Raw genomic sequence first — 13,146 nt, 5'->3', positions numbered from 1 at the left:
TATTAATATCAGGCGGAGATGAAAGTTTCCGCCGGATATTCATAAATATGAAAAAAGTAAAACTAGATATTGTTGGCTTATCCTATAGCCAAACCCAATCCGGAGCCTACGCACTGGTACTTGGAGAAGTAAACGGCAGAAGACGTTTGCCTATCATCATAGGTGCATTCGAAGCTCAGGCTATTGCAATTGAGATTGAAAAAATGACCCCAAGCAGGCCGTTGACGCATGATCTATTCAAAACATTTGCGCAGACTTATAAAATTGAGATCAAAGAAATCCTAATCTACAATCTTGTAGATGGTGTCTTCTTCGCTAAGCTGATCTGTACAGACGGTGAAAGAACAGAAGAAATCGATGCCAGGACATCAGATGCAATAGCACTGGCTGTTCGTTTCAACTCATCAATTTACACCTACGAATTTATTTTATCCTCTGCAGGTATCGTTATTGAAGGTAACGACTTTGTTTTTCTCGAAAACATGGATAACCTGAACAAGGAACAAGGACAGGACGATATTGATACTTCAATTCCCGGAACTGGCTTTGGAAGTCTTAGTGTGGAGGAGCTTAATCAAAAACTTCAGGAAGCTATTGCTGAGGAGGCCTATGAAAAAGCGGCCCGTATCAGAGATGAACTCAACAAAAGAAATTCATCCCAATAGTTATTATTTGCAAGTTTATACACATCTTTATTTTTTCTACCCAATTTTTTTTATTTGAATATTTTTTATGGAGCGTTTTCACGGAGTAATTGGCGTCATTTTTATACTGGGCCTAGCTTATCTTTGTTCTAATAACAAGAAGAAGATTAATTTTAGACTTGTAGCAAGTGGGCTTACGCTCCAGATAGTCATTGCAATTCTTGTATTGAGAGTTGCCCCCGTTCAACACTTCTTTGAGTTTCTTGGTAAAGGAATGCAGAAAATCGAGCAATTCGCTAAAGTAGGTGTTGATTTCGTTTATGGTGGTGTTGCTGTGATTGGTTTTGATGGTAAAACACATGCCTATGCCGCCCCTGAAAGTTTCATTTTCGCCTTTAATGTAACGGCCACAATTATCCTGGTTTGCGTGCTGGTCGCTATATTTTACCATTTTGGTATCATGCAGCGTATTGTATCTGTCATTGCCAAAGGAATGAACTTTATTATGCGTGTGAGTGGCGCTGAAGCCCTGAGTAACGTAGCCAGTGCTTTTGTTGGCCAGGTTGAAGCTCAGGTGATGATCAAACCTTATCTTAAAGGAATGACAAAAAGTGAACTGCTGGCTTCTATGAGCGGTAGTTTAGCCTGTATTGCTGGTGGTATCCTGATCGTTTATGCCAACATGGGTGCCCAGGCCGGAATGAACCTTGCCCCGAAACTAATTATGGCCAGTTTAATGGCTGCTCCGGGAGCATTGATTATTTCTAAGATCGTTTTTCCTGAAACAGAGGTTTCACAAACGATGGGTAAAGTAAAGCTGGAAGTTAAAAGTGAATATACAAACCTGATTGATGCGATTTCGCATGGTGCAGGAGAAGGTTTTAAAATAGCTATGAACGTAATCGCGATGTTAATCGGCTTTATTGCCTTAATCGCTTTAGTGGATTATACTTTAATTAATATCGGACACCTTTTCAATCCAAACTTTAATTTATCGCTGGACTGGATTTTTGGCAGACTTTTCTATCCATTTGCCTGGTCAATGGGCATTCCAGATGTGGATGTTAGCAATGCTGCGACTTTACTTGGTCAAAAACTAACTGTAAATGAGTTTCTTGCGTTCAAAAACCTGACCACTAAAGCCGTTCCGATTGTGACTGAAAAAGGCATATTGATTATCAGTATTGCTATTTGCGGTTTTGCAAACTTCAGCAGCGTTGGTATGCAGATTGGTGGAATTGGAGAGCTTGCGCCAGAACGTCGTGCAGACTTAGCTAAACTAGGCTTAAAAGCGTTAATGTGCGGAACATTAGCTTCTTATCTTTCTGCTTCTATTGCAGGTGTATTAATGTAATCTTACTGATTTTAACAAAAAATGAAAACAACAGAATTTGCTATAATTGGACTAGGTGGTGTTGGTGGTTATTTCGGGTTTAAATTAGCTCAGAAATATACTGCAGACAGCGCAATCAACGTTACTTTTATTGCCCGCGAAAAAACCTACGAAATTGTTAAAGAAAATGGTCTTACCCTGCTTTCTGAAGCACATGAAGATCCTATTGCCAGACCAGATCAAATTTTTAAAACTGTAGCTGAACTAGGCCATACCGATGTATTTGTAATCTGTGTAAAAGAATATGATCTGGAGAATATCTGTAATCAATTAAAAGATAAAATTAAAAATGATACTGTCATTCTTCCGCTGATGAATGGGGTTGATATTTATGAAAGAATACGAAAAATAATTACCAATGGAATTGTTCTGCCTTCCTGCGTTTATGTAGCCTCACATATTAAAGAAAAAGGGATTGTTGAGCACAAAGGAAATCCTGGTAAAATCATTGCAGGGAAAGATCCTGAACATCCGGAATTCGATCCTCAGGGCATTGTTGACCTGTTTAAGAATGCTTCAATCGATATCGACTATAAGGAGGATTCATTTCCGGCTATCTGGTCAAAATACTTCTTTATTGCAAGTTTTGGATTGGTTTCTGCCAGGTACAATAAATCTATAGGACAGGTTAATGAAGAAGAAGAATTACACCAGAGGGCTTTAGCGGTAATGCAGGAAATACAGGCAATCGCAGTCAGAAAAGAAATTGATCTTCCTGAAGACATTATTGAACAGACTTTTCAGAAAGCAGCCTCCTTCCCTTTCCAAACACCGACTTCTTTGCAACTGGATGTACAATCAGGAAAAGAAAACACGGAACTTGAACTCTTTGCCGGGGCAATTATTGCCTACGGAAAACAGCTTGGCATCCCTGTTCCGGAAACCACTGACATTTATAATGAAATCAAAAATGGAATGCTGGTTTAGCTTTTATTTTTGAAATAATTCAGACCAAATAATGTTAGTGAGCAACCTATTAAACCAGAAAGTACGGTAGATGAAAAGCCTTTGGTTAATAAAAGCCATGCATCACCAAGGATAAGAATGAGCAATAAAATTGAAATGATTTTAACTCCGTTCTTTTTAAAGAAATCTGCCATAGTTATTTTTGAAGAATTGCAAACTTAGCTATTTTTTGTCGCCCAAACGGTGATGAGATTCAAAAGGAAGAGATTCAACCGGAAATCTCTTCCTTTTATGCTAACATTTCCTGCAGCAGATCAAATAGGGTCAGGTTCTTGGCACAACCAAAATAATTATGATCCAGAATCAGGTAGATCGTCTTTTTCGAAATCCCATCATTGGTCACAATTCTAAGCGGCTGGCATAACAAACCCAGGTTTTTTACAAAATTACGCTGGTAGCTTTGATCAAAGCCGATATAAACTTCTGCTATATCTGCTAATGAGATTTTCAAATCTATGTCCTGATCATCGCCCCGAACCCATAGTCCTTGTTCTGTTAAGAATAAAACCCCAGTATGATCATGTACTGGAGGAACACCTGTAAACTGGGCAGCAATATTGTTGATTCCTGTTTTTGATTCCAGTTCATAATCATAACTCCATAGTACTCTTGCTTCTAATAAATTCATTGGTTAAAATTGACATGCGCGTTAGGGTTGCAAACTTAGCATTTTATTGATTAATTAAACCTACCTTCACCAACATGCTGGCGATTTGCCATATATTTTCCCACCCCCGCTCCTTGCAAAACATCTTCAACACGCTAATCGATAGTTTTATAGACAATAAGGTAGGCATTACAGAGAATTTTTTAAGCGTGGCTCTAGCCGCACAACTCAAAGAAAATCTGTATGGCCTTTATCAGGATAAATTACTGCTATCAGCAGGGACAGGGAACGAAACTATTGTTTCCCATGATCAACTGGTAAGAAGTGATAAGATCTACTGGTTAGACAGAAAGCACGATAATATCCATGAAAATAGTTTTTTCGATTTGATGGATAGCTTTGTCAGTTACCTGAATAGTACCTGTTATACTGGGATTACCGGTTATGAATTTCATTATACTTTATATGAAGAGGGAAGTTTTTATAAAAAACATCTCGATCAGTTTAAGAACAATGATAGCAGGCAATATTCAATGATCATTTATTTAAATGCAAATTGGAAGGAAAATGATGGCGGAGAACTTTGTATCCATCATCAGGATAGTTTGCAAAAAATATCGCCCGATAATGGTAAAAGTGTTTTCTTCAAAAGCAGTGAACTTATACACGAAGTTTTAATGACGCATAAACCGAGATTAAGTATAACGGGCTGGTTGAAAATTAATTAAAAACGTTTAAATTGCTGCGTTAATACGACGCAATGAAACTCATTTCCAACCTCTGTTTACTCCTGGCCATTTGTCTGCAGGTCAATGCACAAGAATTCACCTATAACCAGGGAGGAACCACATCCAGAAACTATTATGAAGAGATTCCCTATCAAACGATAAACGGCAAGATGTTCATTCAGGTAGAACTGCATGGCAAAAAGCATAAATTCTTGTTTGATACCGGTGCTCCGGTTGCAATTAGTCCTGAACTGGTTAAGCAGTTGAAGGCCAAATTCCTTGACGAGGACACACTTTCTGATGTCAACGGTGTTACCGACACCATGGGCGTTGTACAGATTCCTGAGATCAAAATAGGTAAAGTACTGTTTAATCATATTCCTGCCATCACACTATTCCCCGATTTTTACAGGTGCTGGGGCATAGATGGCGTAATAGGAAGCAATATTCTCCGCAATTCTATTGTCAGTATCAATGGAACAAAGCAGGTAATCATTCTGACCGACCAGCTGGAAAAGTTAAATCTTATGGAGAGCTACAGTTCCCCGCTGATTACCAATACAAGTTATCAAAGTAACCCGGTGATTAAAATTGTATTGAAAGATAACATTACAATTGACCTGGGATTCGATACCGGTGACAATGAATTTCTCCGGATCTCCGAAGATCTGGTGAGTCAGCTGCCCGATTCTGGTGCCTATGAAATCCTGGCCAAAGGTTATGGAGCCAATACTATAGGCGGCTTGGGATTACAGCAAAGTGCTGAAAAATATTTATTAAGGTTTCCCCAAATAAAAATAGGCAATGGACTGTTTAACAATACCATTGTAGAAACCAATAGAAGTGGCACTTCAGCTATAGGGTCAAAAATTCTGAAGTATGGAATTGTCACGCTTGATTTTATTCATAGTAAATTCTACTTCAACAGTAGTCACAAAGAGAATGAAGTGAGAGAGAAACAATGGCCATTTGTACCCACGGTAATTAATGACCGTCTTGCTATTGGTGTAGTTTGGGACAAGTATAAAAATGAAGTAAAACCCGGACAGCAGATCCTGGCTATTGATGAGGTAGATTATTCTAAAGTAACGCTATGTGACATGCTGAACCGTCCGCATATCTTAGCTGGTAAAGAAACCGCCACGATCACTGTAAAAGACGAGCACGGAGACTTACGGAAAATACAGATCAGTAAAGTACATTATTAAATCCCGGTCACAGTTAAAAGGATTCCTGCTTTACTATCTCAATAAAAAACCGCTAATAAATTATTAGCGGTTTTTTATTTAATCCTATCTGTTTCTGAAACTTAAGGTGTTTTTCAGATCAGGATATCAGTTCTATCGTTTTTCTATTTCAACAAAGGCTCTGTTCGTATGTCCAACATAAATTTGACGCGGACGGCCGATAGGCTCTTTATTTTCGTGCATTTCTTTCCACTGTGCAATCCATCCTGGTAAACGGCCAAGGGCAAATAATACAGTAAACATATCTGTAGGGAAACCTAAAGCTCTGTAAATGATACCTGAATAAAAATCAACATTAGGATATAATTTGCGCTCTACAAAATAAGAATCACTTAAAGCTGCTTCTTCCAGTTTTTTAGCGATTTCAAGAACAGGATCATTGATTCCTAATTTCTCCAGGATATCATCACATGCTTTTTTGATAATTTTAGCACGCGGATCAAAGTTTTTATAGACTCTGTGACCAAATCCCATCATACGGAAAGGATCATTTTTATCTTTTGCTTTATTAATCCATTTTTCAGTGTCTCCACCATCTTCTTTGATTAATTCAAGCATTTCAATTACAGCCTGGTTAGCACCACCATGAAGCGGGCCCCATAAAGCATCAATACCAGCAGAAACTGAAGCATATAAATTACAATCTGAAGAGCCTACCATTCTAACAGTAGAGGCAGAACAGTTTTGCTCATGATCAGCATGTAAAATCAATAATGTATTCATTGCTTTCACTACGACCGGGTCAATTTCAACCTCTTCTGTACGCTGACCGAAAGTCATGTTCAGGTAGTTACTTACATAATCATATTTATTTTTAGGGTAGATCAGTGGATGACCTAAAGATTTTTTATAGATAAATGATACAATTGTTGGAAATTTAGCCAGCAATTTGATCATCGTAAGGTTCATTGTTTCAGGCGAAGAGTTCGCGTTCAACGATTCTGGATAGAATGTTGACAATGAACATACCAATGAAGCCAATTGAGCCATCGGATGAGATTTCGAAGGATAGCCGTCCAGGAATTTTTTCATATCCTCATGGATCAGCGTATGCTTGGTGATTTGAGATTGAAAATCTTCAAGCGCTTTTGCTGTTGGCAGATCTCCGTAGATCAGTAGAAAAGCAACTTCCAGGAAAGTAGATTTCTCTGCCAGTTCCTCAATTGAATAACCTCTGTATTTCAAGACTCCCTTTTCACCATCTAAAAAGGTAATTGCACTTTTTGTAGATCCTGTGTTTTTGTAGCCTAAGTCCAGGGTAATGTGCCCTGTTAAATCCCTTAATTTTGAAATATCAATTGACTTTTCACCCTCGGTACCAGTTACAATGGGAAATTCATATACTTTACCATCGATCTTAATTTCTGCAATATCTGACATATATCTTCTAATTTATAAATAACAAATTTAACTATTCTAATGAAATAGCCTACATACAATGATAACAAAGCTGTTAAATAATTGTTAACCGCGGGTCATCATTAAGTAAGAATTGAGCTTATTTCTTCGCTTTAATCACTTCCAGCACTGCGCCGCAAGTCAACATTTCTTTTCCATAATATGGATTGCTGATCTTTTTTTCTGAAGACAACCAATCTCCCCCATCGCCGTTATTGGCCATCGGGCAATGTTGTACATAAATAGATCCTTGTTTAAGATCAGCATGTTTGAAGAGTGCGATAACATCAGAACTCAACGCAGTAAATTCTTTACGCTGAACCTTAATATCCTCAGTACCTGCAATTTTCTCTGCAATCAGGGCTGTATTTTCACAACCTTCAAAAGCTTTAAGTGAAGCAGCCAGATCAAGCGCAGTCTGGTGGGCAGCTGCGGCATTGCTGGCAACCAGCGAATTTTTCAGGCTAATGTAGCCTTTATATATACTTTCCGATTTAGGGTCGGCCAGCTTAACATCATTCACCTCTGCCGCCTGATCAGCAGTAGCTGTGCTGTCTGTTACAGCAGTTTCATTTTTAACAGCACCGGTACAGGCCATCAAAGTTGACAAAACTGCTATTCCAATATATTTCTTCATCAATTTCGTTTTTTGCTCAAAATACTATTTTAATTTTAAATACTTAAAAAACCACAAGATAAATGAACTGCTTTTCATAAATATTGCAATTAGTTGAGAAGTGAGCTCAAAAGAAATCAGAAAACCAAAGCTGTCAGGAGCGGAGTTTACCCCTGCAACACAAAAGCATAAATTTAAGTAAGTAAAAACATATCCTCATTTTATAGTCGAAAGAGATTAATAGTAAAAAATAGTTATCAAGAAGTAAAACGTATAATAACTATAGAATGCTACAATGTTTTACAACAATATTTCGCAAGCTATAGGGGTATGTTCAACCCTATGCGTCTTAGCTGTGAATTTAAATACACATGAAAAAACCTGATTTCTTACTCATAATTGCTATTTTATCATTGACATCTTGTGAGAAAAGATTAATTACCGGCTTACCTCAGGATGCTGATCGTCCTGTGCTGCATGTATTGATGAATGAAAATACCCAGCTTAAAGTACGATTTGCCGTATCTGATAGCTTAGCGGAAGGACAGTCGTTTAAAGACCCCGAAAATGCCGAAACAAAATTATATGAAAATGATATTTTCAAAGAAGCATTAAAACCTCAGACCATAGCTGGTAAAAAGTATTATGTGAGCACTATTGGCGTACTGAAAGATAAAAAGTATAAAGTAACAGCGACTGCGCCAGGTTATAATCCTGTTGAAGGCAGCGATATTATTCCCGATATGGCCACTGTTGAAATCAATAACCAGTCAGTTATCGGGTCTAATAGTGATAACCATAAACTAAAGTTCAATTTTCTGCTGAAGAACAATAGCCAGGAAAAACAATATTACCGCTTCCGGATCTTATACGGCCAAAATTCTGACAAGACGAGTGAAAAGAAGCCATTTTATATCCGCCCGGTAAATACCACAGCTGTTTTTGGAAGCGGAAATTCAAATCAAAAAGAATGGTTCGTTGAAAAGGCCCAACCAGCTGGAGAAACAATATTTTATGCCTTCAGTACAGACGATAAACCAATATCCAGAAAGATGTTTATAGAAGTAACCTTACTGACTGAAACCAGTTATAGGTATTTAAAGAGTTTATCCAAAGCAGCTGATAGCGCAGGTAGCCTGTTCTCAGAAAAGATGATCATTCCTGGTAATATACAAAACGGAACAGGAATAGTTGGCGGCTTATCTACTAAAGAATTTCCTATACCAAATCCATAAAAATGAACTCATCTTTACGCTGCGCATTATTTTTCTGCAAATCGATATTGGTATCGTCCTATACAAAGTAATATTTACCATTTTCAATCAGCGGGATGACTTTGGCGAGAAACCAATTATTGAATATCTCTCAGATACTTTTACCATCCTGAAAACACTTAAAATAACCTCTTCTAAGTTAGCAACCCTGAAAGCCTTATTATCATTGATAATTTTAAAATCCTAACCATGGACGCTTAAAATATAAGCGGTGAGGAAACATTGAATAAGGCTTAAAAAAGCATTAGTCAGCATAGTTATCCATGAAACAAGGCCATTCTAAAAACAGTAAATATATTAAACCTGTATAACTAATTTTTACATTAAAAATTTCGCGCAGAATTATAGAATTCAAAGCAAGTTAAAATATGGAAATTCAGACTGTTAACAGGTGAAAAGAGTTAACTATTCAGATACTTCCCGAGTCAGCTTATGCGATGTTACCAGTAAATAATCGCAATACTATCTTGCTAATATTATTAGTAAATGATAAAAATAAACGATTCTTTTCATATTTTCGTTTAATCTACTATAACTCAACTACTCGATGAAAATCATGATTTTTGGAGCATCAGGCTCTGGTACAACCACTTTAGCCCAACGGCTCTCCATTGAGCGGGGTTTTAGTCACCTGGATACTGATGACTATTACTGGCTCAAAAGCGAAATACCTTTTGAACTAAAACGCGAGCCAAAGGAACGCGACGAATTATTCAGCAATGATTTTAAGCAATATGAAAACATTGTTGTTTCTGGCTCAATCTTAAATTGGAATGCGCAATTTTATAATTACTTTGACCTGGTTGTATTCTTATGGATTCCTCCTGCGATCAGAATAACACGCTTAATTAAAAGAGAAGAAGAACGGTACGGAGATTTACTGATCACAGATGAATACCGGAAAAAAAAGTATACTGAATTTATAACATGGGCATCAGGTTATGATCAGCCGGGTTTTCCCAGCAGAAGTTTTGAACTGCATACGCAGTGGCTCAATAAACTACAAACACCAACGCTCCGCCTGGAGAGTGACATTACAATTGAAGAACGGTTGCGGCTGGTCAATGAAAAAATTGAGCACCTGTCTATCCACCAGGAATTGGCATTTACAGAAAAAAATGAAATTAACCGTACGCTCTATGATCTGCTGTTATCTGCAGACCCGTCTATAGAAGTTATCAATTCATACACACATAATAACCAGATTTTTGTTGCACTGTACCGGACAAAAATCGTAGGTGCTTTTGTACTGTTGCCTTTGAATAAAAACACGATTGAAATTAAAAACATCGCTGTTAAAACTCAGTACCAGGGTATTGGTCTTGGTAAACGCTTACTGGAAAAAGCTGCCGTTGCTTCTATAGCCAAGGGGTTTAAAACACTGAGGATCGCAACCGGGAATTCAAGTATAGGTCAGTTGGCTTTATATCAAAAAGGAGGTTTTGAACTTGTTGGTATGAACCACAACTTCTTTATTGATCATTATCCGGATCCGATTATTGAAAATGGGATCCGTTGCAAACACTTGTTAATCTTAGAAAAGAGTATATAACTATTGCGCTTTTCTCAGGTAGAGAATTACGATAAAGTATAAACAGATCAGACCAAGTATAAATCCACCCAATACATCTGTGGCCCAGTGGGCACCCAGATATATCCTTGAAAAAGGTATTGTTAAGATCAATACTGCAGACAGCAAAGCTACCACTATCCTTAAAACCAGGTTGATCTGTTTAAGATTCCACATCAAGAACAGCAGAAAACCAAAAAAAATAGTGTAAAATAAGGTGTGTCCACTTGGAAAGCTTTGCTGTTTAGCAATTTCTACTATTCTAACCAGGTTTACAGTAGGTCTTGGCCGGTTCACCAGTATTTTGATAACCGTACTGATGAGCCCGGAAACAAAAGTGAATATAACAAAAAGTGCTTCTGTACGGAATTTAAAGACGTAAAAGATGATAGCCACTACAAATCCCATAAACATCGGAACAGGAAAAGCACCAAACCAACTAATAAATTCCATGATCCTGTCCAATTCAGGATTCTGAGTTGATTGTACAAGTGCAGAAACTTTTAAATCGAAAGCCGACGGCGGAAATAAGGTGACAATGAACGATAAAAATATAAACCCGGAACACAGGATTATTAAAAACCAGGTTAGAAATCTTTTTCTATTTACAGTTGCGGTGTCTATCAATTTATACAAGATTACAGGAAAACCCAAAAATACAAATCATAATGGGGAATCAGCAAACTGGAAAGACATTGTTTAGTCCAACGGATGCTATAAAAAGTAACATTTCAGTAGCAAAAAAGGCAGAACATAAAAACGTTCTGCCTTTTTAATGAATATATTTTTATGAATAATTTTCAATAAATAGCTTATTATTAACCAATAACAGGAGCATTTGCAACCAGGTCTTCTTTTAAATCAGCAACAAAATGATCAATTTGTTCTTTACTTACACCCGGCATACAAATGACGTGGCTGTTACCATCTTCAGTTGCAATCTGCCATTTTTGTCTCAATGCGATTGAAGGCGCAGGAAATACGACTGTCAATGCCGAAGGATTAGTCCATGCTTTAACACCAATAGCGTTCAACTTTTCAACTGTATAAGCCGCAATTTCCAGACATTCCAGCGCGCGCTGCTTCAATCCTTCTTTACCCAGCTTCTTAATCGCATACCACATAAAAATAGGGCTGTGACCATTACGGCTACCCGTAATGGTGGTATCGACTGTACCGATATAAGGAATTGCTTTCCCGATTCTATCCTTATAATTCTTTTTAACCAGTACCAATCCACAAGGAATTGGCGAGCCAATAAACTTATGCCCGCTAATCGCCATACTGTCTGTCCCATTTGCAAAATCAAATCCCGGTTTAAGATCTAACAATGCACTATAGGTACCGGCCAGGGCTGCATCACAATGGATATAATGATTTTTTATCGCTTGTTTGCGTAAGATTAACTGAATCTGTTTTAAATCATCTTTAGCTTCCATCATTGTTGTACCGATATTGGCCAGAATAATTACGGGCTGATCACGGTGCATTTGAACCATCGCATTTAAATCTTCATAATCCATTTCTCCGTTTTCCTGCGTTCTGATAACAATACTGCGCAGGTTGAGTAACTGGATATTCTTCTGTACGCTATAATGAGTTGCTTCTGAATAATACACGATTCCATTTGGGTATAATTCTCTTGCTACATATAAACCATAAAGATTCCCTTCAGATCCACCGTTAGTTACATAACCCCACCAGTTCTTTGCTGGCGCATTGAACAGTTCAGCGAAAAACTCTAATACTTCCAACTCCAGCGAACGGGAATTCAGATCATAAGTAGATTCTACCCATGGATCGCCTACATTATTTAAAGGCAGTTTCAATAGCGGATATAACGCTGAATAATCAAAGTCTTGCGCAATAGGATACCCGATAAAATATTTAGCGCGTTCCTCTGCCATTTTCATATAAGTACTCAGACGATCATTATCCTGAGTGTTCAATTGTGTTTTCATTTGGGGCTATGTCTATAGGGTATTTAATTCTTCAAAATTATGTACCTGCCATATTATTTTCTTTGATTAAATGATATTCAATAAAAAATACTGTTCAGGAATCTTTTCACAGTAAAAAATATCATATTTGCACCTTGCTGAATCCCATTTCAGTAAAATGCAATGATTGATAAATTAGATAAGCTGGATACACGTATACTAAATATCCTTCAAAAAGACTCCTCATTAAGCACTAAAGACATCGCACAGCAGATTGGACTGAGTGTTTCTCCCACCCATGAACGGATCAAAAGACTAAAAACAGAAGGATATATTGAAAAATACGTGGCGTTGGTTAACCGCGAAAGACTCGGTAAGCATTTATTGGTGCTCTGTACGGTTACCCTGAAAGAACAGTCCATAGAAACGCTGAAGAATTTTGAAGAATCAGTGATCTGTTTTAAAGAAGTACTGGAAGTATTATGTATTGCCGGCGGACAAGATTATCTGTTAAAAATTGTAGTCGATGATGTGAATGATTACCATACTTTTGTCGTAACGCACCTCTCCTCTTTATCCAATATATCTACCCTGAGCAGCAGCTTTGTCTTAAAAGAAATTAAACGCGAAACAGCTTATTACCTGAATTATTAATCCACTCCTTTCTGCCCCGCATTCCTACCCTTCCCACAATATATATTATTCATTAAAAACACAAATTATTTGGAGAACAACTCAATACATCGTAATATTGCAATATACT

13 protein-coding genes are annotated in these 13,146 nt (G+C 37.5%); 8 read left to right on the top strand and 5 right to left on the bottom strand.

Annotated elements, in window-relative coordinates; genetic code table 11:
- Positions 1-47: 47 nt before the first annotated feature.
- From AY601_RS06395 to AY601_RS06385, 3 genes are all read left to right on the top strand, one after another.
- Positions 48-665 (top strand): bifunctional nuclease family protein, encoded by a 618-nt coding sequence (locus AY601_RS06395; protein WP_068398106.1) that lies wholly within the window; start codon positions 48-50, stop codon positions 663-665.
- Positions 666-732: 67 nt separating this feature from the next.
- On the top strand, positions 733-1,998 hold the full coding sequence (locus AY601_RS06390; protein ID WP_068398103.1) for a NupC/NupG family nucleoside CNT transporter: 1,266 nt from the start codon (positions 733-735) through the stop codon (positions 1,996-1,998).
- Between the two features lie 21 nt (positions 1,999-2,019).
- Positions 2,020-2,964, top strand: a complete 945-nt coding sequence (locus tag AY601_RS06385; protein ID WP_068398100.1) for a ketopantoate reductase family protein — start codon at positions 2,020-2,022, stop codon at positions 2,962-2,964.
- A 268-nt stretch (positions 2,965-3,232) separates the two neighbouring features.
- On the opposite strand, the gene AY601_RS06380 is transcribed toward AY601_RS06385, so the two are convergent.
- Positions 3,233-3,631 (bottom strand): hypothetical protein, encoded by a 399-nt coding sequence (locus tag AY601_RS06380; protein WP_068398098.1) that lies wholly within the window; start codon positions 3,629-3,631, stop codon positions 3,233-3,235.
- 113 nt (positions 3,632-3,744) lie between these two features.
- Here AY601_RS06380 and AY601_RS06375 point away from each other — a divergent pair, with 113 nt between their 5' ends.
- Both AY601_RS06375 and AY601_RS06370 read left to right on the top strand, forming a co-directional pair.
- On the top strand, positions 3,745-4,338 hold the full coding sequence (locus tag AY601_RS06375; RefSeq protein ID WP_068398093.1) for a 2OG-Fe(II) oxygenase: 594 nt from the start codon (positions 3,745-3,747) through the stop codon (positions 4,336-4,338).
- Positions 4,339-4,370: 32 nt separating this feature from the next.
- Complete coding sequence (locus AY601_RS06370; protein WP_068398090.1) at positions 4,371-5,546, top strand: aspartyl protease family protein; 1,176 nt, start codon at positions 4,371-4,373, stop codon at positions 5,544-5,546.
- 132 nt (positions 5,547-5,678) lie between these two features.
- Here AY601_RS06370 and AY601_RS06365 read toward each other — a convergent pair whose 3' ends face one another.
- Positions 5,679-6,965: a citrate synthase gene (locus AY601_RS06365; protein ID WP_068398087.1), complete on the bottom strand. Its 1,287-nt coding sequence runs from the start codon at positions 6,963-6,965 to the stop codon at positions 5,679-5,681.
- Between the two features lie 118 nt (positions 6,966-7,083).
- Positions 7,084-7,620: a DUF3347 domain-containing protein gene (locus tag AY601_RS06360; protein WP_068398083.1), complete on the bottom strand. Its 537-nt coding sequence runs from the start codon at positions 7,618-7,620 to the stop codon at positions 7,084-7,086.
- Between the two features lie 350 nt (positions 7,621-7,970).
- Between AY601_RS06360 and AY601_RS06355 the strand changes: the two genes are divergently transcribed.
- A complete protein-coding gene (locus AY601_RS06355) occupies positions 7,971-8,834 on the top strand; it encodes a DUF4249 family protein (RefSeq protein WP_068398079.1) in 864 nt (287 codons plus the stop codon).
- Positions 8,835-9,420: 586 nt separating this feature from the next.
- The gene (locus AY601_RS06350) at positions 9,421-10,425 is read left to right on the top strand and encodes a GNAT family N-acetyltransferase (protein ID WP_068398075.1); all 1,005 of its coding nucleotides are present in this window, start codon (positions 9,421-9,423) and stop codon (positions 10,423-10,425) included.
- Here AY601_RS06350 and AY601_RS06345 read toward each other — a convergent pair whose 3' ends face one another.
- Both AY601_RS06345 and AY601_RS06340 read right to left on the bottom strand, forming a co-directional pair.
- On the bottom strand, positions 10,426-10,896 hold the full coding sequence (locus AY601_RS06345) for a phosphatase PAP2 family protein (protein WP_157287751.1): 471 nt from the start codon (positions 10,894-10,896) through the stop codon (positions 10,426-10,428).
- Between the two features lie 365 nt (positions 10,897-11,261).
- Entirely contained in the window at positions 11,262-12,404 is a 1,143-nt protein-coding gene (locus tag AY601_RS06340) for a histidine decarboxylase (protein ID WP_068398069.1), read from the bottom strand.
- A gap of 162 nt (positions 12,405-12,566) precedes the next feature.
- Here AY601_RS06340 and AY601_RS06335 point away from each other — a divergent pair, with 162 nt between their 5' ends.
- On the top strand, positions 12,567-13,037 hold the full coding sequence (locus tag AY601_RS06335) for an Lrp/AsnC family transcriptional regulator (protein WP_068398066.1): 471 nt from the start codon (positions 12,567-12,569) through the stop codon (positions 13,035-13,037).
- Positions 13,038-13,146: the final 109 nt, after the last annotated feature.

The organism is Pedobacter cryoconitis (genome assembly GCF_001590605.1).
Classification (GTDB): domain Bacteria; phylum Bacteroidota; class Bacteroidia; order Sphingobacteriales; family Sphingobacteriaceae; genus Pedobacter; species Pedobacter cryoconitis_A.
Note: the sequence above shows the minus strand (reverse complement) of the source record. Positions and strands in the feature narration are given on the sequence as shown.

Coding starts and splice junctions, on each gene's coding strand:
- AY601_RS06370 (WP_068398090.1), top strand. CDS start 4,371: ATGAAACTCATTTCCAACCTCTGTTTACTCCTGGCCATTTGTCTGCAG.
- AY601_RS06390 (WP_068398103.1), top strand. CDS start 733: ATGGAGCGTTTTCACGGAGTAATTGGCGTCATTTTTATACTGGGCCTA.
- AY601_RS06355 (WP_068398079.1), top strand. CDS start 7,971: ATGAAAAAACCTGATTTCTTACTCATAATTGCTATTTTATCATTGACA.
- AY601_RS06385 (WP_068398100.1), top strand. CDS start 2,020: ATGAAAACAACAGAATTTGCTATAATTGGACTAGGTGGTGTTGGTGGT.
- AY601_RS06380 (WP_068398098.1), bottom strand. CDS start 3,631: ATGAATTTATTAGAAGCAAGAGTACTATGGAGTTATGATTATGAACTG.
- AY601_RS06395 (WP_068398106.1), top strand. CDS start 48: ATGAAAAAAGTAAAACTAGATATTGTTGGCTTATCCTATAGCCAAACC.
- AY601_RS06350 (WP_068398075.1), top strand. CDS start 9,421: ATGAAAATCATGATTTTTGGAGCATCAGGCTCTGGTACAACCACTTTA.
- AY601_RS06345 (WP_157287751.1), bottom strand. CDS start 10,896: ATGGAATTTATTAGTTGGTTTGGTGCTTTTCCTGTTCCGATGTTTATG.
- AY601_RS06360 (WP_068398083.1), bottom strand. CDS start 7,620: ATGAAGAAATATATTGGAATAGCAGTTTTGTCAACTTTGATGGCCTGT.
- AY601_RS06365 (WP_068398087.1), bottom strand. CDS start 6,965: ATGTCAGATATTGCAGAAATTAAGATCGATGGTAAAGTATATGAATTT.
- AY601_RS06335 (WP_068398066.1), top strand. CDS start 12,567: ATGATTGATAAATTAGATAAGCTGGATACACGTATACTAAATATCCTT.
- AY601_RS06340 (WP_068398069.1), bottom strand. CDS start 12,404: ATGAAAACACAATTGAACACTCAGGATAATGATCGTCTGAGTACTTAT.